A 21,124-nucleotide genomic window follows, 5' to 3' on the forward strand; every position below is an offset into this window, starting at 1 on the left:
CGCGCGGTTGCTACCTTTTTTTGAGCGACCTGTACATCGAAACTTTGTTTCGATGTACAGGTCTAATAGTCCTAATATTTGACAAACAACTACTTGAATAAGAAAGAAACCCTTGTGGAATAAGCTCAATAGCTGATTAAGCTACAATTAACAAATTCCAATGTCACACGAAAGAGTACATCACCTGGCAGAAGCCCTTCCTTATATTCAAAAATATGAGAACAAGATTTTTGTAATTAAATACGGTGGCTCTGCGCTGACTAATCAAACAGTTTCAGAATCAACAATCAAGGATTTGGTTTTACTCAATAGCGTAGGAATCAAAGTGATCCTGGTTCATGGTGGCGGCCCCGAGATCAATGAGATGCTCACTAAACTAGGCAAAGAAATAATATTTGAAAATGGACTAAGAACTACAGACAAAGAAACCATGGAAGTAGTTGAAATGGTTTTGCACGGTAAAGTGCAACGTAGGCTAGTAACAATGATCAATTGCGCTGGAGCTAAAGCAATAGGTCTCAGTGGTAGAGACGGCCGTATCATGATCGCTGAGCGACACGCTAGTGCCACAGATGGCAACATGATTGGTGATATTAAATCATCAAACTTAGAATTGGTTCATCAAATACTTAAACTAGGAATGATTCCAGTAATTAGTTCTATTGCGCCAGATGAACAAGGTAATGCCTACAATATTAACGCTGATACTATGTGTGCAGAACTTGCAGTTGGCATGAATGCTTGCAAGATGATGTTAATGACTGACACTCCTGGTATTCTCAAAGACAAAAATGATCCTGCATCTTTAATCACCGAGCTCAGTATTAAAGAAGCTCGCCAACTTATCAAAGACAAAGTCGTCAACGGTGGCATGATCCCCAAAACCGAATGCTGCATTAAAGCAATTGAAAACGGAGTAGCAGAGGCAATTATTCTTAATGGTTTAAACGAGCATAGTTTATTACTTGAAGTTTTTACTGATCTTGGATCAGGGACACGAATTAAACCCTAATTACGCAACTCAAAAGCAATCTCAGCAATCTCTGGTAGTTCAAGTTCTATCATTAGTTCTTTGAATTTTTTTTGAAGCATAGGTTTCATAAATTGAAGCTCATTTGCCATGACAGCAGAGCGCACTCCAATTATCAAAATACGTTCTATAGTAGACTTACTGCAAAAGTCCTCTTTATCTTCACTAGCAAAACCTTGTTTTGCAGGATGTCTAGTCACACGATGAGCAAAAGTATATTCTTTGAGTTTCTTGGCAAGTAAGGGCTTGGTTGCAGTGCTCAAAAATCCATCCCAAGCTTGCATGATTTTAAAATCATCCATCTTGCCATCAATCTCCAAGTTCTTAAAGACTTGGCTCAGTACTTCCTTGATCCCTACTGGCTCAGCTAGTTTGATTCGTTTGGCCATCTAGACAATATCGTAACAAAGTGTGGACTCTGAGCTTGTACCCATGACCCTCCCTGCTTCAATCTCCATAATCTGTGCATTCTCACTCCACTTCTCAAGATGCTTACCAATATGAGTAGTGGTAATAATGACTTGAGTTTGTGGATTAATACACTCTAACAAATAGTCCTGCCTATCTTCATCTAGTTCAGCAAGTACATCATCCAGTAATAAAATCGGGTACTCACCATGTTTAGTTTTGTGCAGCTCAAGCTCAGCGAGTTTAATAGCGAGAGTGATACTACGGCGCTCACCTTGCGAAGCAAAACTAGCAGCAAGTGAGCCATTCAATAAGAACTTAATTTCATCACGATGAGGACCGATATTTGAATAACCTCGAGCAAAATCTCTTGCTCTTACATCTTCAAGCGCTTCTTGATCAATTTGCATGCCCATATAATCTAAAGCAAGCACAGTGTCGCTTCCAGAGATCTCACTATAATAGCGAGCGGCAATCGGTTCAAGCTCCATAATGAAGTTCGCTCTAAGTCCAGTCATTTCATTTGCTGCAGCGATATAAAGCTCATCCCAAACCATCAATTGATCTTGTTGACTAGTATTGAGATCGCGATAATAATAACTCCCTGCTTCAACTAATTCCTTAAAAAATGAATTGCGTTGTGCCAGTATCTTCTCAAACTTGGTTAGCTTGTCCTTATAGCCAAAATCCAATTGAGCAATTACAGAATCTAACCAATCACGCCGGTGAGACGGACTACCATTGATTATTTCGATATCATCCACCATAAAAGAAACAGAAAATATATGATGTAATAATTCATTGGGTTTGTGACTAATCTCATTAATCTTGAGAGTTCTTTTACCACTACGACGAATCAAAAGAGCTATCTCAAGTTCTTCTTGCTTTCTTTCTGCAATAGCATGAATAATAGCTTCACCCAAATCAAAATGCACCAAGTCAGAATCGCGACTCGCACGTCTTGATTTCACGTGACTAAGAATTTGAATCACTTCAAGCAAGTTAGTCTTGCCTTGAGCGTTTTTGCCAATAATGATAGTCTTGGACTGATTGAATTCAATCGCCGCTTCTAAATAGTTTCTGAATCCGAGTAATTTGAGTGATTTAACAAACATAATGAGCTGAGTTCTATCTATCATAACAAGTCAATTGCGGCCAGATGCGTCAAGACGGTATGTTTACTGGTCTCTTTATCCAAATCCCCTTATAATTAGCAGGTGCATCGCAAAACCCTAGCCCTATTAATAAACTTACTGCCAAAGTCCCCTTTCTCTTTATTAACGGAACTAGTGCTCTGCACCGTTCCGACCTTTTTTGTGTCGACATCACTCGCAAAACTTTGTTTTGCAGGATGTCTAATACTAAGCAGCCTTATTAGCCCAGTAGCTGCAAACCCAAGCAAGCTCTATTTTCCGATTGCAAAAGAAGATGTGCAAAACAAAACTCAAACTGAACTTGCTTCTGAAGCAATAATTGATATTGTCGCCGATGAAGTTAGTTACGATCAAGAAAAAACATTTTATGAAGCAAGCGGCAATGCTGAGACTTATCTCAGTTCACGTAAAGCCAAACTTTTTGCAGACTATATTAGTTACGACACTCAAGCCAAAATACTTGAAGCCACAGGCAATGTTAAAATGGTACAAGCAACTGATGCCAGCATTCTTGAAGAGCTGCGCTATGACGACGAGCTACCTGCTGGCACAGACACAATTTATGGTAACTATATTTCTTTCAATGTTGGGACTAGCGAATATAAGCTAACAGAACCAAGACTTTACGCCAATGGCATCAAGATGCTAGCGCGCGAACTCAAATCAAAATACCATACCAAACAAGAAGGCAAGAAGTCCCAAAACATCCTCAACTTCAATCAAGGAACAGTGGCGCTCGATGAACCAATCTCAGTTTATTCTCACGCTACAAGAGTCAGAACTCGATATGGCTTCGATCAACGCCGCCAAGCAATGCGCCGACAAGTAGACTGGAACGACGTTTCAGACAAAAAAACTGTTCGCTATACAGCTAAAGAGGTTTACTACGACAATACTCGCAAAACTAACAACCTCAAAATCAAAGGCGCACGTTTGTGGATCGGTGAACATCTTAGTATCCCATCACCAGTCCATATTACAACAACAGTAGGTGAAGCAGGCAATACTAAATTCAAAGGACCAATTATTGGTACCAATGAGCGGATCGGTGGTTTTGCAATGGGTCCAAGATTTTTTTATGAAACAAAGCCGGGTGTTTTTTCAATTGTGCCTCTAGTGCAAATTGGTAACGGACCAGAAGTATCTTTTGGTGCAATTGGTTCTTTCAATACACCAGGCGACACGACCTCATTGATGGCAGGTTACGGACAACTTGAAGAGCGCTTTATTCTAAATGCTCACCAAAATATATGGCATAGATACCTTCAAGTAGATGCTTTAGTAAACCAATTCAAACGTAACAGTGTCTTTGGAACCAGCCAAGTAGGACAGCTCTACGATCTCTCTAGTGACTTCAGACTCAAACTTCCTTTTATGGATGACAGAGGTATGCGCATTCGCTCAGCAGCCGGTTGGGCAAGTGACAACAACGATCTCTTTAGTGAAGAGCGTAGGGAGCAACTCGCTGAAGAACGTGGAGCTGGTGGACTTGGCAAAGAGCATAGTGGTTACAGAATAGAATTTGAAACTGATTTTTATACCAAACCTATTTGGCGTTATGGAAACGAAAAATACAACTTTAGTGTGCGAGGAAGATCGCAAGCTGCTCTTAGATTCTATGATACTGGAGACAGCTTGCAAGTAGCTCGTTTCGGTCCTGCTTTTGAAACTAGATTTGACAATCTCAAATTTGAACTTGCTTATTTATTTGCAGCCATCGGAGGCAGTTCACCGTTTTTGTTTGATCAATTCGTTGATGGTTTCCAAGCAGTAATTCTTGATGGTGATTATGAAGTCAATAAATGGTTCAGTATCGGTACCTTGCTTACCTACAGCTTGGACAAAGAACGTTTTACCAATAATCAAATCAGAACAGAGTTTGGAGCAGAGGACTTCAAGATGCGCGTAAGTTACGATACCATTCGTAATCAAATTGGACTTGGCTTCAATGTGATCTTTGGTGATACTATTGATTTTGATAAGTTGAGGGTTAAGATTTAAATCCACAAACTTGTCATTGCGAGCTTTAGCGAAGTAATCGAGAGCTCTATTTATAGCTGAAACCACCCAAAATACAGCTAAATTAAAGATTTTTAAACAAATAATCACACAAACTTGTCAAAAAACAATACGTCTATACCTTGTATATGCATCATTCAAGGAAGTCCCCCCGAATCGAAAAATCAGCTCCAAGGAGCTGGTTTTTGTTTTTAACTCTCTTTCAAACCACTCATTGCAATCCCCTTCACAAAATACTTTTGCGTCAGTAAGAAAAGTATCACAATCGGCACTATCATAATTAAAACAGCAGCCATCAATGGTCCCCACTCGGCTCCGCCAAGCTTGCTTTGATATTGCTGCAAGGCCAGTGACAAAGTATATTGAGTTTCGTCGATAAGGAAGATACTTGGTTTAAGCAGGTCGTTCCAGCTAATCAAGAATTGAAACAAGCCAACCACCATCAAAGCTGGCTTGGCTAATGGAACATAAATATCTTTCCAGATAGTGAATTCATTAGCGCCATCGATACGCGCGGAGTCAGCAAGATCACGAGGGATGGTCAAAAAGAATTGACGCAATAAAAATATATAGAATGGCAGCCCGCAAAAATACGGCACAATGAGCGGTAACATAGTTCCATACCAACCCATTTGTTTGAATAGAATAAACTGTGGCACCATCAGAACCATGTCAGGCAGCATGATAGTAGCAAGAGTGATTGCAAAAAACAAATCGCGCCCCTTCCATTCAAGTGCACTAAAAGCATAAGCAGCCAATGAGGAAGCAACCACAACTCCAAAAATATTAAAAACAGCAATATAAATCGTATTTAGCAAAGAATTTAAGAAGTTGATTTTACTAAGAGCCAACCAAAAATTGGACCAAACAACAGGATTAGGAATCCACTCAAACCCACTACTGGACTTACTAGACTTGTTTTGAAAGTCGGAATTATCTCCAAAGGCAACACGCGCATTCAGCGTGGTTGCTACCTTTTTTAAAGCGACCTGTACATCGAAACTTTGTTTCGAAACTGGTCCACTGCAAAAGTCACCTTGATCTTTACTCACGAAACTAGTGCTTTGCACCGTTCCGACCTTTTGTGTGTCGACATCACTAGCAAAACGCTGTTTTGCAGGATGTCTACTATAAATCTGTTCAGAACCCTTAAGGCTCGTTGAAATAATACAAATAAGTGGCAATAAAAAAATGCAAGAGAGGCTAATTAACAGTACATGGCTAATTATTTTTTTCATTTACTTTTGACAAACCAATCACCAGTTGCCCTTGCAAGCAGTTTACCGTCTTGGTTTTTGACTCCACCTTCAACATAGTAAATCGTTCTACCTTTCTTCACGACTTCACCCCAAGCAGTTAATTTATCACCAGGTCTTCCGGCTCTAAGGAAATTAACATTCATTTGCATAGTAACAACGCTATGGGCATTGTCCATAAAATCACAAGTCACTGCGCCAGAAAGAGCAATATCACAAAGTGAATTAATAATCCCACCATGGACTGAGCCACCGATGTTTAAGTGATCGTTCGTAATATCTAGAGTGATGTGGCAAACACTTTCTTCATACTTAAGAAATTTGACACCCAAGAAGCTCTCAAAAGAACTTTTGTACCTGTCTCCAGTTAGTTTTGCGACTTCATCCATGCTAACCAGTATACTAGGGTTATTGTGTAATGTTCAATAGCAAGGCTGGCGAGCCCGAAGGGCTTGATCAAAGTTTATTATTCATAAATGAGATCGAGCGTAACGCAGCTATTGGACATTACGCGACAAGCCTAAGCTTGCGGCAGACACCTAATTTCATGTATTTTGCAACAGAGCTATGTATAATAGAGTTGTTGCTAAAGGGCTTCGCCCTTGTGCAATAACTCTATCAAAATCTTAGATTTTGAAGTTTTTTATTAGACCTGATTACGCTCAAGCTTCGCTTTGGCAACAGGTCTAATGAATTAGTACGCGATGTTAAATACCAGAAAACTCAATTTAATAGACATATTTAGCCTCAAAAAAGACCTACTTTGGGGGAAGGACTACTACGGCTTGTTTGAAAATGGCAAATTGATTGATTGCCTGCTCTATTCCAAACTATACAAAAACAGAAGACTTTATCAAGTTCATGAAAGCGGAAATAGAACCAGAGAGTTTTTGAACCAATTTACTAATCACTTCAGCAGAAAGAGAAAAGTACGATATTTCTTTGCAGAGTTTGATGAAGTTGAGCAAGTTCAAGACATTGAATTTATGCATAATTGCGGCTTCAAAAGATTCGATCGCAATTATTGTTTTGAATATGATTCCAAACATCATGACCTTCATGACAACACCAAACCAACTATTCATTGCCGGGTACTAGAAAGAGAAGACATTGACAAGCTTGTTGAAATTGACAGTAGCAAACAGATTCTTGAATACCGCGATGAGCTTTTTCGCTCACGCCTATTCTTTAAAGAAGAAATAGAAAACATCATTGTCTTTGCCGATCCAGCTGACACCAGTCATATACTTGGCTTTGCCCACAAAAGAGAAATCAAACATGAAGCTAGTTTTGATTTCATACTTCAATCAAAAGACCCTGGCTTGATACAAGACTGCATCACTGCGTTTGCTGAGTATCATATTCATTTTGAAAAATACTCTGAGAGTTTTAGATTCATACTCAGCGAAACTAACAAAGATCTATTCAAAGATCTTGCTCAAGACTATAACCAAGTCTGGACTAGTCAATGCCTCATTCTTGAAGGCGCTCCGCGCATCAAAAACAAAAATCCCAAGTCTAGCTTGGCATTTAGAAGAGCAGCTACTAGTTAAGGATTCACTTCATTGCGGAATCCGTCATTGCGAGAAGCGAAGCGACGAAGCAAACTAATGCTCCTTAAAGCAAACGCAACATTCGTTGCGGTTGCTACCTTTTTTAAAGCGACATCACTAGCAAAACGGGGTTTTGCAGGATGTCTAATACTTAGATTACTTCGCTGCTCTCGCAATGACGCTCATCCCAAAACTAAAGATAAATTAGTCTTGGCATGACCAACGGGAATATCCTTAGCTAAGCTAAAACCTTTACGCAAAACAAGTTCACTTAAATAAGTATCTGGATAATTTGCCTCAGAAGCTATACCTAATTGCATTTCAGCTATTGAATCAAAAATCCCTGCTAATTCAAGTTGATAAAACATCCGCTCAATTTTATAGGCTGGTTCTTTACAATCTTCTAAAAACAAAATCGCATCTTGCATATCTGGCAAATACTTTGTACCAACCAAACTAGCAACCAAGCTCAAATTACCACCATGTACTTTAATCCCTTGGTTTAATTTCATTTGATAATTCATATAAGCTTCTGGATCAATTTGATTCAACAAATCTATGAAGCTATCATTCGTTGTTTTATTCATTGTCGCAAGCTCGATGAGCATTGGCGTGTGAAATAATTCAAGTTTGCCATGATAGGCTTGTGTATACAAAGCCATAAACAAAGCCGTCAAGTCACTGTAACCCAGTACTGGCTTAGGATTCTTGCCCATATAATCATAATCAAGCTTGTCGAGTAATTGCATGCAACCATAACCACCACGCATCGACAATAAAATATCTACTTCTGGATCTGACCAGACTTGCATTATCCCTTCTATCCTCGCTTCTATAGATCCAGCAAAGAAACTCCCGTGACAGAGCTCTTCTTGCAGCAAAATATTTTTAGCTTGCTTTACTTTAAAGCCAAGCTCTTGAAGATAATGAATACCAGCTTCTAAGTTCTCTCCATCTTTGAGAGCTGAAGCAGGAGCAATGATTCCAATAGTAGATGCTTTGGACACACCCATAGTATATATCAAAGCTTATCTGTCAGCGCTCTGCTCTACATTTTGACTATGTTTCCAGTCTTTCAGTACCGCATCCTACGCCCTTGCAATAGTAGTATTGCCATAAGGATCTTGCTTATTTAAATCTGATTCAGCAGAACTTGCAATCTGTCTAATTGCATATTCTGGTTTAATATCATCAACAGAGGAGGCTCCAGGAAACTGAACAGCTTCATCATGGTAAAGATTATGTCCTAAGCCTTGGCTCTTAGCAATATGTTCAAACAATCCAGATAAACTTGCAACACGCTCAGAAATAGAGTTATCACCAGATTCTGCTTTTTTTTGTACAGAATCAGGTGATTTCAACCGGGAAATCTGCTGGGAATCTCTTGTTTGGATAGCTTCACTGCGTTCCATGACTATACAAGGGTTTTCAGAGAGGATATTTTACAAGAAATGCCTTAATCAAGTATTAACCTATTTATTTCTTGGCATGTCCCAAAATCCCTAGAATCGCTTCAAAATCATCAGCTACTGGAGCTTCAAAAAACATTCTTTCTTGAGTTCTCGGATGTTCAAATGACAGACGATAAGCATGAAGCATGGGACGTTTGACATTGAAGCCAGTCTTCTTACTAGCATTGTAAATATAATCACCAATAATTGGATGATTGTACGAAGACATATGCACGCGGATTTGATGAGTGCGACCAGTTTCAAGTTCACATTCAATCAAACTATAATGCTTGCCACCAAACTCTAGAGCCTCAAGCACTTTGAACTTGGTTAATGCTGATCTGGATTTGGTTCTAGCACTAAGGACAACTGCCATACGTTTGCGTTCTTTAGGATCTCTACCAATTGGTTTATTAATCTCACCTTTACTTTCCTTGAACTTGCCTTGAGTAATTGCTTTATAAAAACGTTTGCAAGTTCTATCTTGAATTTGTTTAGCAAGACTTTGGTGTGCGTCATTACTTTTGGCAACTACTATTAGACCAGAGGTGTCTTTATCGAGTCTATGAACTATGCCGGGTCTTAAGACACCATTGATATCAGAGAGGCTTGCACCAGCATGATACAAAACAGCATTAACTAAAGTCCCAGAATAGATTCCTGGAGCTGGATGAACAATCATATTGATTGGTTTATTGATCACCATTAGGTCATCATCTTCATAAATAATATCCAATGGAATGTTTTCAGCAACAAGATTCAGTTCTTCAGCATCGGGAATTATAATATCAATCTCATCATCTAGACTAAGTTTGTAACTTGCTTTTTTCTCTTTGCCATCTACCGTAATCTGTCCTTGGTCTATTAGTTTTTTGATATATGAGCGTGAAAGTTTAAGCCCTTCATATTCACCCAAAAAAACATCCAAACGAGTATCTACTCCAGGCTCATCAATTACAATTTTCATCCGTCTTCACTGCGTTACGACGCAATCCCCCCGTCCTTACTACAGCACGATAGCTTCTTGTTTTGAAAGCTCTCTACTAGCAAAGCCACTACACCCAAGTTAAGCGCAATATCACTGACATTAAAGACAGCAAAATCAATAAACAATGGATTAATAAAATCAACTACATAGCCATAGAAAAAACGGTCAATTAAGTTACCAAGCCCGCCAGCAATAATCAAAGCAAAACCAAGATCTAGTTTTTTGTTTTTAATGACCCAAGCAATTAAACCAAGAATAATCAAGCAATTAATCCAAATCAAAAGCATCGGCATATCATTGAACAGACTAAAAGCAATCCCGGTATTTTCTGCATAATGCAATTCAAGTATCCCAGGAATCACTTCCATAGGAGCTTGTTCCTTCAAAGAAGCAATCGCCCAGAGCTTTGTAAGCCTGTCAAAGATCAAGACTATAAAAAGCCAAAGCATTATTTTTTAGCAGTTTTGTCCTTGTTTTTTTGCTCCATCGCTTTTGCTTTGCGGCGCATTTGACCAAGGTTTTGCATTGCTGCAATTCCACCTTTGCCTTGCATCTTCGCTGAAGCATAAGCAGAACTTGCTTGTAACAGAATATTAGTTGCAACCATATCAAGCTTGGCTTCACCACGTTTGAAATAGCCCCAAATAAACAAGGGTAAAAATATCGCTGAAATAATCAAATACTTTTGAATTGTTGGATTTGAAAACTCCAAAGGTCTAGTTGCAATAGTCAAACTTATCAAAACTATCATCCCTAGCATCCCAGCCAAAAACGGAATCATCTTAATCAAAGTAATTTTGTGTAAGCTTTGAGCCTTGCGAGTTGTAATATCACTAATTTGCAAAGCCACTTGCGAATTAACCTTGTCTCTTTCAAATCTTTTGATTACTTCATAAATATGTTTCTCACTAGGATCAACTTTGCTTTTAGTCACAAAGCGCATGATAGTAGCCCAAGTTGAAAAAGCCCCAAGCTCACCCTTGACCTGCCTGATAACACCATTAACAAAATTGTCATAGATCTTACCGGCTTTTTCTTGATTAGCCTTTGTAACCGTAAGATCTGGCTGTTGTATGGTCATTTTTGATTTTTTGCTAACTTGCATCGAGATTAGATTCTAGCATATTAGCCGAATTAGCTCATGTATAATCAACTAATGCCCTTCATTTGCATAATCCTAATATCATTCCTGAGCCTTCAACCAGCCCTAGCAATTTACCCGACTGCCAAAGTTAAAATCCATAATGCCAAGCTCAAATCAGGCAAAAAAGATTCACTGAGTAATAAATGGCTTGATTATATCGAGGAAGAGCCCGAGCTACTTCAAGCAAAAGACAAAGACTACAAAGTAGATCAATACTGCAGCTTTAGTATTGAAGCGACTGAAGATGGCAAGTTGAATCTAGAGAGCATCAAACTACTCAAACACGAAAACAACATTGCATACAACCTTAAAGCGATTCAATTCCTTCGTGAGAGGGAAATCACAATCAAGCAAAAAAATACTACTAAACCAATTGAGCTTGAGTTTCTTTATTTGAGCTTTTAAGGCACTCACTTGCACGTCTACTCAACTCATCAAGCTCAAAGCGATGAATTTGCAATTGCAATTGCTCCAGCTTGGGATCATAACTAATTGCCTTTAATTCAAGTCCAGCAATATGAGCCAAAATCAAAGCATGTAAACGCATTGAAACAATTGTTTTTGCAGATTTGGCAAGTAAATAAATTAGTTCTTCTGGTTTATAATCATGTGCTTTGATTTCTATAAACTCTCTATCACCTATAAGTTCTTTTACTTGATCATTATCTCCTGGTTGCATTTCCAAAAGCATCACGGGAAGCTCAGTAGCGCTCGCCAGTACCTGTTCAAGCAGTTCTTTGTAATCCTCATAAGGTCTTAGTTGCCTTAAAGCCAAAACTAAATGATTCTTAGCTAATGGTAAATCGATTTCAATTGTATCTTTTTGTTTTTTATAATCTTCAACTAAATTCCAAGCAAGGTCAGAACCATAATAATGATCAAGATCAAGTCTTTGTAATAAATCAGAACTTGCCATATCTCGCACACTAATATTGGTTGCTAATCTCAAAGCAAAATAGCTTGAAAGTTTGGACAAAGGACTAGAAAGCGGCCCTATGCCTTGAGCCAAAATACTAATTTCTGTTTTAGTTAACCAAGAGTAAAACAGTACTAATGAGTAGTAAAAAGGGCTTAATGGGCTACTTAGGTCTTGAAACAAACCACCAATAGCAATAATCTTCTCTGCCTTATAAATTAGCTTAAGATGCTGCCAAAGTGAGTTCTCTTTACTTAACCGAACCGAGTCTGGGTACTGCTTCTCAACGATTGAAGCTAGTATCTCATCGCCATAATTATCACCGCATAAATATCCAAAAACTAAAATCATATATAAACACCGTCATTGCTAGGAGAGCGAAGCTCAACGCGGCAACCTAAGGCATAGAAATATTGTACAATACCTTATGTCCTTATACTTGATTGCCACGCCGCTAACGCGGCTCGCAATGACAATAAATTATGAATAATCAGTCCAAAATTAGGGTATTTTCAATCATTGCCCATATAGACCACGGCAAATCGACACTCGCTGATCGATTACTAGAATTTACTGGCACTATTTCTAAGCGCGATATGCAAGCACAGCTCATGGACACCATGGATATTGAGCGAGAGCGCGGTATCACCATCAAGCTCAACATGGCAAGAATGGAATACAAAGGCTATATTCTTAATTTAATTGACACACCTGGTCACGTTGATTTCACTTACGAAGTCTCTCGCTCACTAGCTGCTTGTGAAGGTGCGCTGCTAGTGGTTGACGCAAGTCAAGGAGTTGAAGCGCAAACACTCGCCAATGTTTACTTAGCATTGGAACATAATCTTGAAATCATACCAGTTCTCAATAAAGTAGATCTACCAAGTGCCGACGTCGAGAGAGTCAAGCAAGAAATTGAAGAGATTATTGGACTTGATTGTTCTAACGCCATTGAAGTTAGCGCCAAGAGTGGACTCAATATCGAAGCACTCTTAGAAGCAATCATAGAGAGGATTCCAGCACCGAAAGGAGATATTAACAAACCACTGAAAGCACTTGTCTTTGACAGCTACTATGATTCTTACTTAGGGATTGTTGCTTACGCCCGTATCGTAGAAGGTCAAGTCAAACGACTTGAAGATATCAAATTTATACAAAGTGGTAGAAAATATCAAGTAACAGAACTTGGTTACCGCAATCCAGGCAAGATAGAAACTCAATCTCTTCAAGCAGGTGATGTTGGCTATATCGCCTGTTCAATCAAAGAAATTCTAAGCATCGTCGGAGATACTATTACCACTATCGCCAATCCAACAAAGGAAGCTATACCAGGTTATAAGGCTGTATCGCCTGTAGTCTTTTGTGGTCTTTATCCAGTAGACAATAAGGAGTATGAAGATCTCAGAGAAGCATTAGAAAAACTCAAACTTAATGACAGCTCCATTAGTTTTGAACCAGAAAGTTCAAAAGCCCTAGGTTCTGGTTATCGTTGTGGTTTCCTGGGCCTATTACACATGGAAGTCGCTCAGGAAAGGCTAGAGAGAGAATATAATCTCAACTTGATTACCACCGCACCAAGTGTAATTTACAGAGTACATAAGATGAAAGGTGAGATAGTAGAAATTGATAATCCAAGTAATTTACCTGATCCCACTCATATAGATTTTATTGAAGAACCCTACGTCACTTTAAATATAATGCTACCACAGGACTACGTTGGAGCCATTATGGAACTGTGCCAAGATCGTCGTGGGATTTACAAAGACATGTCACACATCAATGTTGGCAGTGTCGCTTCACGCACCAGGTTGCATTATGAAATTCCACTTTCAGAAATCGTAACTGATTTTTTTGATCACCTCAAATCAAGATCCAAAGGTTACGCCACTATGGACTATGAAGTCTCCGGCTATAAAAAAAATAAGCTAGTCAAAATGGATATTTTACTTAATGGCGAAAAAGTCGATGCACTATCAACTATTGTTTTTAACGAAAGCGCACATGGCATCGGTTCTAAGTTAGCCAAAAAACTCAAAGAAGTAATCCCGCCTCATTTATTCGAAGTGCCAATTCAAGCTGCTATTGGTGGCAAGATAGTTGCTCGTGAAACAGTAAGAGCCCAGCGCAAGGATGTAACTGCCAAGTGCTACGGTGGTGACATTAGTCGTAAGAAAAAACTACTTGATAAACAGAAAAAGGGTAAAAAACGCATGAAGAACGTTGGTTCAGTTGAATTACCTCAAGAGGCCTTTATGGCTATTTTAAAATTGGATTAGATAAGCCAAGTCTAAAGTATAAGCTCGTAATACCTATCCCAAAACTAGGCTTTGCATTAGACTATAAGCTACAGCAATGCTTGAGCTATACCAATTTAACAAAGAAAACCAAACCAAAAACGGCTTAAGTCGTTGGGATGAAAATGATTCTGAAGTAACAACTAATCTAGTTAGCTTCAATCTTTATAAATTCAAAGTGAAAGATGGCTCGGACAATCTCTGTACTGAATTAATGGCTGAACTTAATAGACTCTATAAAGAAAATGACAAGTTTCAAAGCTATTTTAATAAAGTCAACAGCAAACAAATTGATGTCGAATTCAGGGATGACTATCATCACTTATTAATTTATGACTCAGTCAAAAATAGACTTATTCTTGACTCTAAGGTAGTCAATCAATTTAGTCCTGTTTATTTCTGGGCTTTTTATTATTCACTTGCAAGACAAAACCAAACTGAAGATCTGCTTTATCAAGAGATGTTTGAGTTTTTCACTTGCTTTGACTTCAGACTAATTGATTCAGCAATCAAGTTCCTAGAAAGGGATAGAGAAAGCAGCAAAAGCTTTGATGCTGGTTCATATTTATTAAATTACCTCAAAGCTGTCTTTGCAAAAATCACCAATGGCACTGAAACAGATGGCTATTTAGCCACTCAACTACTTCGCAATAGAACTCTTGCCGGCAAATTACCTTACAACCTTGCAGAGTTTGAAGCGATCTTAAACAAATACGCCAATGATGACCCATTCTCTGGTGAAGCCTGCCAGGAATATTTTGATAGCTTCAAGAGTAATTACGATCCAGATCATGCCAAGGTTTATTACAAACACTTATTAGTTTCTCTCAAAAAGATTGGTCTCAGAACCATTGCCCAGAGAGGTTCTCGTGTTGCTCACGAACAAGGACCGATACTGGTCAATTCCACAAGCATAATCATTGATCAAGATTTTGAACTTAGTCTACGCAAAGCAAGGTCATCAACCATAGAAACAATTTCTAAACTTGAAGATGCTGCAAACAAGTTCTTCAAACTAAGTGCTGACTTTGAATTAGACAAAGACAAACAAAAACTTAAATCATTTTTTGCCGCAAAGCTACTTAATATCAATCTTGACCTAGATAACCTAATCTACCTAGCAAAATCAAATTCACCCAAAGCTCGCTTCCTCAAGTCAGTCAATGAGTTTCGCGACAATGTATCAAGTTACAGTACAGTCTTACTTCAACAGGCAAGAAGCAATAAAAATAAAGAAGCTGGCATCAATTTTCATGACGCAGTAAGGATCCAAGAAAAAAACTTACTCTCAATAATTTTTGACTTAAATCAATTAATAGAAGGAAGTACTCAAGAAAAAGCCAACTCAGTAGTCTATATTCAAAGACCAAGCTCTAGATCAGGTCACTTCATTGCAAGGCTTTTACTTGGGCAAAAACTTTATATCGAAACAGATCAAGAATCAGAGAAACACAGACTCAATGGTATTCCTTACAACTTTGTTAGCCCTGATTTTGACCTAGTAGCTGGAGGGCTTGATTCATTCTTTGAAAACGCCTCCATCTCAGTTGTTACAGATAGACAAAGCGGCAAGCCTGATATCAAGTGGGAAAACGCTGAGGACCTAGCGATTAGCCTTGCTCCTGGGATGTATGAAGCTATCAAGACAGCTCAAAACCAAGGCAAAAATTTCCACTATCAACTTGAAACTACTTTACTTGGTCCATTGATTGAAATTTTCTTGGCAATTCTCGAAAATGAAATCAGCAATGTCGCCAGCATAGAAACAGACAATCAATACAAACATGGTCTTAGCCTGGATAATTTATTTTCGGCAAGTGAAGCCAAAGCCCAAAACCCTGAGCTAGAAAAAATCCTCATTGGCTATCAAAGAGAAATCAATGAAGCTGCTGATTTTTGTTTCAAGTACTACTTGCTTGAGGATGAGGTTCAGAGCTATATGCTGCAAGAGGGCTTAGCTCGCCAGGAAGCTAGTCAGGAGCTGCTACTCAATCTATATGACGTCCAAAGAGACGTCGCCAAATATTGTTTGCTCAAGAAATCACCAGAGCTTGGCTCTGAGCTTTTCACTCAATTTAAGACTTGGTCTGAGACTATCATGTCTGATGAGAAGCTGTCAGCAAAGAATAGAGCCGATCAAATCAGTCACAAACTTAACCAATATATTGAGAATTCAGCGGCAAAGATCTTTGTCAAGAAATATATCAGATATCCACAATCAACAGCCCGTAAGGAATACCTAGAAGCCAATCCTCAAATCAACAGGATCAATATCACTAGCAATAAATCAATCAAAGATGCGGATTTCTATTTTGACTTGAGCGTTGCTCCAAGTCGTATTGATTTTGGAAAGCACGTAGTAGCCTCAATCACAACTATCATGGGTAGAATAATTGGTGCCAATGACCCTGAAGCCCTGATTAAAGCCAAAGAATATATTGACTTTGTTTCGCAAACACAAAACAGCATCTTTGAATCGGCTGCGGAAGCTGGCTCCGTCAAGGTAATCGAGAACACTTGCAGAGCTATTCAATACTCCAAAGCAATTTCTTTCCAAGGTGTTTTTCAATCATTTGCAATTGACGGAGCACTTGCAAGATCTACTATCAACTCTCGTAACGACAAAGCATCTGGCTTGCATGTCATGGAATACGGCACAATGGCTTCAACCGGTTATTGCATCACAAAAGAACCGCTGTTTATTTTATTGGGACTTGCTATCAAGTCGGATACCTTGTTTGATTACCTTGGAGTAGAAACTGAAGAAGCCAGAAATGAATTGAGATCAATCATGGCAGAGCTAATGGAGCTACGTACTAGTTTCAGCTCAGACCTTGATTGGCAAATGCATATCTATCAAGAGATGGCAGAATCCAAAACCATACAGAAGTATCTTGCAAACCCAGATTACAAATGGCTTCCGAACCTCAAATCCATCTTTGCCTTGTTTAAATATCTAGCAGACTACGGCACCGAAGATCAAATGATGTCTCGCGCTTACGCTCAGCTCTCAGCCAAACTTATCGAATACTCAAGGATTATTAACGAGACCGGAATCATTCAGCGTATTCAATTAATGAACTCTGCAATCAAAAGAGCCCAAAACAATAACCCTAAGTGCAAGGACTATAAAGATCTGGTCATTGCACTTAACGCTTCTTACAAAGGCAATGTCTCAGATGAAAGAGAAAATGCCAATCAATACCTAATAGCGTTTATTCTTCAGCAAAAACAATATATCAAAAATACTTCTTTGCCTGAAATCGACATGCTCATAGAACATCAAATCAAAAACTATCCTCTACCTAAAGAGATTAGAATTTTCGATCCGCTTGTTGATCCTCAAACCTTTATGGGTGGTGAGCTTGAAGCCAGAGCTGAATCAGCAATCCAACGAATCACCACACTTGACTTAAACCCTCCTTTAACCAGAGAGGTGATAGAAGCGTCCATAATTAGCTATGGCTCAGATTACAAAAACTGGCGCCTGTTAAGCAAATTACTCAAAACAGCCAAAGATCCTGCAGCAATCGAAATCACTCTTGATTCTATGCAAGCAGACTTAAAATACCTTGAAACTTATAGCAAGGGTTTCTATAAAGATCCACTCATCGCCTATCAAGGGGTTGACGTTATTCAACTCAACTCAGACCATGATGCATTAATTGAATTAATGGAGGATTTAGTTACAGTCAAAACCTTGATGCAAACAAACAATCCTGAATCAAGCCTGGTATTACTAGACAACCCTCAACAAGCCAAACGACCTCTATTGGATTATGACAAATCACTTGAGTGGATGGCGCTTGGTGGTACAGTTAGCTCCCATTTAATTGCAGAAGAAGTTTACGAGAGATGGAAAAATGAATTAAACGAGTCACAGTCTTGGGCAAAAATTTATATACAGAAACTGCTTTATCAAAGACAACTCAATCATAAAGAGCGCTCAGAGGATGAGGCTTATATAGAAATCAAAGCAAAGTGCGCTAGCAGCATAGAGAGAATGAGAAGGGAAGCTGACCTCAAGCGTGATTTGATTATTCAAAAATATAAAGAAGCTCAAGAGATTGGTGTTAGCAACAAAACTCTCAAGCGTTATAGTGAGTGGATACTCACACTCTCTAAACTCAATTCACAACTTAAAGAAGATGAACTCAACTTCAATGACTGGCTAGTTTTAGGTGGTAGATGGATTCTCAATGGACAAAGCAAGACTGATATTCAGTTCATAGTACAACTTTTTGATAAATCTCAAGAACTCAAAAACCTTGGTAAACATAGTTTCCAATTATTAGATCTCTTCATTAGCGAAGCTAAACCACTAGATATTGAAGTCAAAGCTCGCTCTATTGAGAATGCTGGCTCAACAAAGGAAGCAGACCTCTTGGTAAGTTCAGCTGCTGACAGTCTTGAATACCGAGCTCAATTAAGCAAATCAAATCACTGCATAGTACTACGCATGCATGAATTTAGCCATTATCAAATCCCCACCAATGCCAATCTAGAAAGGTCTTGGGACAATCTCGTGCTTGATTACCTCGAAAAACTCAAAGAGGATTCAAGCCCAGACCAGTTGAATCTAATCTTGGCAAGAATGCTCAAAACGCTACTAGCCTACAGTGAGAGTCTCAGTAAATTAGAACCTCATCTTAAACAAAGCACAGAAGATTTTTGCAAGATCAAAGAAGCAGACCACTTGAGTCTCACTGCAATATTTGGTGATCACCGTAAACATAGAGGCGCTATTGGCAGTCTAGCGGCAGCGAGTGAAGATCTTGCTCCCGTCTCTAAGCTCTCTGAGATGTTTATTGTCTCGTATTTAATTATGCTGACAGCTGGAATTGAAGATGAGAATGAAATTATTAACAAGCTAGCAATTTTCTTTGATCAATATCTTAATGTACATGAAGAGGATTACCCTCCTTATATTTTCCACAGTCTTTGTGCTGGTGCTAGTTATGGATTCAATCAAGACTACTACCTTGAACCCAATCTAAGAGCCAAAATGTTCAAGCTGGCTGCCAAGTCAGGAATGGATTGTTATAAAATACTTCAGCATTTAATTGCTCGCAAATCCGTCTTGAAGCATAGTTCGCAAGAATATCGTGATTCCATAATTGGAGATTATGACAATGGCATGATTGCAATTTGCTATCAGCAAGGCAATATCTGCATTGAAGAGCGCTTCTGGAGCTGTATGAGAGCCTTGCGCAATTTTGTCCGCAATTACCACGATAGGCACCCGCTACCAATTGTAATCAAAGGAACTGATGCTACTGTCTCCAAACTATTCCGTTACAAACTTGATGACAATTGCAAGCTTAATTGGATTGCTGGTCTTTCCAATATCGGCAAACACTCTTGGGACCTCAATTGTGTCTTCCGTTCTCCGCTCTTGCGTGACAGAATCAAAATCAACCCGAGCACTGGAACTCAATACATCAATATCTCAGTATTCACTCCATTTTTAACAGACAAAGGTGAAATTAAACAAATCTATACTTCGTTTAGACCTGAACTAATTGAAGAACAAAAATTAGATTATTTATCAGCAGGCACAGGCTATCAAGTAAACGATGAAGGTTTTGTTCACGCCCTGATTAACTTAGAAGCTGATATTGACATGCAAGCCAAGCTTGAAGAGATGACTAACCTACCACTGCGCCTACCCAAACCAAATATCATCATGGCTGCACATACTCATCCACAATATATTAATGGCTTCACGCTTGAACTGGGTATCCCTGAAGTATGGTCTATGCTTAGCATGCAGCAAATGTATGCCAAAACCGAATTACCCAAGATACTCAAGCAAATCTCGCTAGAAGGACTGGTACAAATTGACTTTATGCATAAGGAGTTTGAATCCAAAAGCGACTTGGCATTAGCATTGGATACTAAACTCAAAGCCGCTAACTGTGATCACATTGATTCATGGTTACTTAAAGCCAGTAGGGACTCGGGTGGCAGAGGTATTAGCGGTCAGGTAAGTATTCACAAAGATAGAACTGAGATTCTTAATTTCATTTTTGAAAAAACCAGAACCGATGATTTGGTAATGCAAGAATTCGTTCCAAACAATGCCAGAGCCTTTATTCTGCCAGAGTTTTTGACTAAGCTCGAAGATAGTTTCATTGAAGCAGGCATAGCGATTACCAGAACAACTCCTTACGAGCAAATATTTTTTGCCATGAGAAGCTTTCAGAGCATTAGTGGTATTAAGGGCTATCTTTTCTCTGCCAATATTGGTGCTGTTACAGTTAATGCCGGTCAGGGAGCGAAGATGTTCTATGGTGAGCCAAGCTATATCATGCCGCTTTATATCGCTGGCAAAATCCAAAAACTCATGGATGAACAAGGTGAAGCGATACTCAAAGAAGCTATTCCTAAGCATGCTCTTGAATTTGCCAAAGCAAACAATATCCCAGTAGTGCAAAATCAACTTGGCAGCAGCAACTGTGTGATGCTCAATGGTTTATTTGATTATATTCCTTATGTCTATGCTATCCGTGATTCAAGACGCTATATTCTTAATTGCAAAGACAATAGCAAAGGCGGCATTGACTATTCCTATAACTTTCAAGGCGAGGAAATAATCCTACTTAGTGGCAAATCTCAAAAAGACTCCCTCGACCAGCTCGAAAACCTACTTAAAGCAAGTGCCAATAATGAACACCAAGGTCCAGAAGAACTTATTGATATTGATCTTGCCAAAATCGAACTTAATAGTGGACTCGGGCAAGCCAACCTCTTACAAAAAGCAATCGAAGATATGGCTCCTGAGAATAGAGATGTGTTTCTTGAATGGACCGAGGATCTTGGGGATATCAGTTCTTCACTTATAACTCAGAACTAGCTTCCGTTCCGTTTGAATTTCATTAGGCTTAAAGCAAAAGTAGATGGGACTTTTC

At 38.9% G+C, this 21,124-nt stretch carries 16 protein-coding genes; 6 read left to right on the forward strand and 10 right to left on the reverse strand.

Annotation, left to right across the window (positions count from 1 at the left end; translation table 11 throughout):
- The first annotated feature begins 160 nt into the window (after positions 1-160).
- Positions 161-1,012, forward strand: coding sequence for an acetylglutamate kinase (gene argB, locus O3C63_01960; protein MDA0771687.1), 852 nt, complete (start codon positions 161-163; stop codon positions 1,010-1,012).
- Here argB and O3C63_01965 read toward each other — a convergent pair.
- Both O3C63_01965 and recF read right to left on the reverse strand, forming a co-directional pair.
- Positions 1,009-1,419: a hypothetical protein gene (locus O3C63_01965; protein MDA0771688.1), complete on the reverse strand. Its 411-nt coding sequence runs from the start codon at positions 1,417-1,419 to the stop codon at positions 1,009-1,011. The two genes, argB and O3C63_01965, sit on opposite strands and share 4 nt — an antisense overlap.
- Positions 1,420-2,577, reverse strand: coding sequence for a DNA replication/repair protein RecF (gene recF / locus O3C63_01970; GenBank protein MDA0771689.1), 1,158 nt, complete (start codon positions 2,575-2,577; stop codon positions 1,420-1,422).
- A gap of 177 nt (positions 2,578-2,754) precedes the next feature.
- On the opposite strand from recF, the gene O3C63_01975 reads away from it, so the two are divergent.
- On the forward strand, positions 2,755-4,593 hold the full coding sequence (locus tag O3C63_01975; protein ID MDA0771690.1) for a DUF3769 domain-containing protein: 1,839 nt from the start codon (positions 2,755-2,757) through the stop codon (positions 4,591-4,593).
- 209 nt (positions 4,594-4,802) lie between these two features.
- Here O3C63_01975 and O3C63_01980 read toward each other — a convergent pair whose 3' ends face one another.
- Positions 4,803-5,849, reverse strand: coding sequence for a carbohydrate ABC transporter permease (locus O3C63_01980; GenBank protein ID MDA0771691.1), 1,047 nt, complete (start codon positions 5,847-5,849; stop codon positions 4,803-4,805).
- Positions 5,846-6,256: a PaaI family thioesterase gene (locus O3C63_01985; GenBank protein ID MDA0771692.1), complete on the reverse strand. Its 411-nt coding sequence runs from the start codon at positions 6,254-6,256 to the stop codon at positions 5,846-5,848. The genes O3C63_01980 and O3C63_01985 overlap by 4 nt, the downstream gene beginning before the upstream one ends.
- A gap of 315 nt (positions 6,257-6,571) precedes the next feature.
- Between O3C63_01985 and O3C63_01990 the strand changes: the two genes are divergently transcribed.
- Positions 6,572-7,420 carry a hypothetical protein gene (locus O3C63_01990; GenBank protein MDA0771693.1) on the forward strand — a complete coding sequence of 283 codons (849 nt, stop codon included), beginning with the start codon at positions 6,572-6,574 and terminating at the stop codon, positions 7,418-7,420.
- A gap of 182 nt (positions 7,421-7,602) precedes the next feature.
- Here the strand turns inward: O3C63_01990 and O3C63_01995 are convergent, their stop codons facing one another.
- The 5 genes from O3C63_01995 to O3C63_02015 all read right to left on the reverse strand — a co-directional run bounded on the left by O3C63_01995 (position 7,603) and on the right by O3C63_02015 (position 10,940).
- On the reverse strand, positions 7,603-8,427 hold the full coding sequence (locus tag O3C63_01995; GenBank protein MDA0771694.1) for an LD-carboxypeptidase: 825 nt from the start codon (positions 8,425-8,427) through the stop codon (positions 7,603-7,605).
- An 81-nt stretch (positions 8,428-8,508) separates the two neighbouring features.
- On the reverse strand, positions 8,509-8,832 hold the full coding sequence (locus O3C63_02000; protein ID MDA0771695.1) for a hypothetical protein: 324 nt from the start codon (positions 8,830-8,832) through the stop codon (positions 8,509-8,511).
- A gap of 64 nt (positions 8,833-8,896) precedes the next feature.
- A complete protein-coding gene (locus O3C63_02005) occupies positions 8,897-9,838 on the reverse strand; it encodes an RluA family pseudouridine synthase (GenBank protein MDA0771696.1) in 942 nt (313 codons plus the stop codon).
- A 14-nt stretch (positions 9,839-9,852) separates the two neighbouring features.
- Entirely contained in the window at positions 9,853-10,308 is a 456-nt protein-coding gene (gene lspA, locus O3C63_02010) for a signal peptidase II (protein MDA0771697.1), read from the reverse strand.
- The gene (locus tag O3C63_02015; GenBank protein MDA0771698.1) at positions 10,308-10,940 is read right to left on the reverse strand and encodes a hypothetical protein; all 633 of its coding nucleotides are present in this window, start codon (positions 10,938-10,940) and stop codon (positions 10,308-10,310) included. Before O3C63_02015 ends, lspA begins: the two co-directional genes overlap by 1 nt.
- A 75-nt stretch (positions 10,941-11,015) precedes the next feature.
- On the opposite strand from O3C63_02015, the gene O3C63_02020 reads away from it, so the two are divergent.
- Positions 11,016-11,408: a hypothetical protein gene (locus O3C63_02020; GenBank protein ID MDA0771699.1), complete on the forward strand. Its 393-nt coding sequence runs from the start codon at positions 11,016-11,018 to the stop codon at positions 11,406-11,408.
- Here O3C63_02020 and O3C63_02025 read toward each other — a convergent pair.
- Positions 11,368-12,270 carry a polysaccharide pyruvyl transferase family protein gene (locus O3C63_02025; GenBank protein MDA0771700.1) on the reverse strand — a complete coding sequence of 301 codons (903 nt, stop codon included), beginning with the start codon at positions 12,268-12,270 and terminating at the stop codon, positions 11,368-11,370. The genes O3C63_02020 and O3C63_02025 overlap by 41 nt on opposite strands.
- 131 nt (positions 12,271-12,401) lie before the next feature.
- Here O3C63_02025 and lepA point away from each other — a divergent pair, with 131 nt between their 5' ends.
- Positions 12,402-14,195, forward strand: a complete 1,794-nt coding sequence (gene lepA, locus O3C63_02030; GenBank protein ID MDA0771701.1) for a translation elongation factor 4 — start codon at positions 12,402-12,404, stop codon at positions 14,193-14,195.
- A gap of 76 nt (positions 14,196-14,271) precedes the next feature.
- Complete coding sequence (locus tag O3C63_02035) at positions 14,272-21,069, forward strand: hypothetical protein (protein MDA0771702.1); 6,798 nt, start codon at positions 14,272-14,274, stop codon at positions 21,067-21,069.
- The last annotated feature ends 55 nt before the right edge of the window (positions 21,070-21,124 follow it).

Source organism: Cyanobacteriota bacterium (assembly GCA_027618255.1).
Taxonomy (GTDB): Bacteria; Cyanobacteriota; Vampirovibrionia; order LMEP-6097; family LMEP-6097; genus JABHOV01.

Excerpts from the sequence above, each read along its gene's own strand:
- O3C63_02025 (MDA0771700.1), bottom strand. The coding sequence starts at position 12,270 with ATGATTTTAGTTTTTGGATATTTATGCGGTGATAATTATGGCGATGAG.
- O3C63_02005 (MDA0771696.1), bottom strand. The coding sequence starts at position 9,838 with ATGAAAATTGTAATTGATGAGCCTGGAGTAGATACTCGTTTGGATGTT.
- O3C63_02035 (MDA0771702.1), top strand. The coding sequence starts at position 14,272 with ATGCTTGAGCTATACCAATTTAACAAAGAAAACCAAACCAAAAACGGC.
- O3C63_02015 (MDA0771698.1), bottom strand. The coding sequence starts at position 10,940 with ATGACCATACAACAGCCAGATCTTACGGTTACAAAGGCTAATCAAGAA.
- O3C63_02000 (MDA0771695.1), bottom strand. The coding sequence starts at position 8,832 with ATGGAACGCAGTGAAGCTATCCAAACAAGAGATTCCCAGCAGATTTCC.
- O3C63_02020 (MDA0771699.1), top strand. The coding sequence starts at position 11,016 with ATGCCCTTCATTTGCATAATCCTAATATCATTCCTGAGCCTTCAACCA.
- lepA (MDA0771701.1), top strand. The coding sequence starts at position 12,402 with ATGAATAATCAGTCCAAAATTAGGGTATTTTCAATCATTGCCCATATA.
- lspA (MDA0771697.1), bottom strand. The coding sequence starts at position 10,308 with ATGCTTTGGCTTTTTATAGTCTTGATCTTTGACAGGCTTACAAAGCTC.
- O3C63_01985 (MDA0771692.1), bottom strand. The coding sequence starts at position 6,256 with ATGGATGAAGTCGCAAAACTAACTGGAGACAGGTACAAAAGTTCTTTT.
- argB (MDA0771687.1), top strand. The coding sequence starts at position 161 with ATGTCACACGAAAGAGTACATCACCTGGCAGAAGCCCTTCCTTATATT.
- recF (MDA0771689.1), bottom strand. The coding sequence starts at position 2,577 with ATGATAGATAGAACTCAGCTCATTATGTTTGTTAAATCACTCAAATTA.
- O3C63_01980 (MDA0771691.1), bottom strand. The coding sequence starts at position 5,849 with ATGAAAAAAATAATTAGCCATGTACTGTTAATTAGCCTCTCTTGCATT.
- O3C63_01965 (MDA0771688.1), bottom strand. The coding sequence starts at position 1,419 with ATGGCCAAACGAATCAAACTAGCTGAGCCAGTAGGGATCAAGGAAGTA.
- O3C63_01990 (MDA0771693.1), top strand. The coding sequence starts at position 6,572 with ATGTTAAATACCAGAAAACTCAATTTAATAGACATATTTAGCCTCAAA.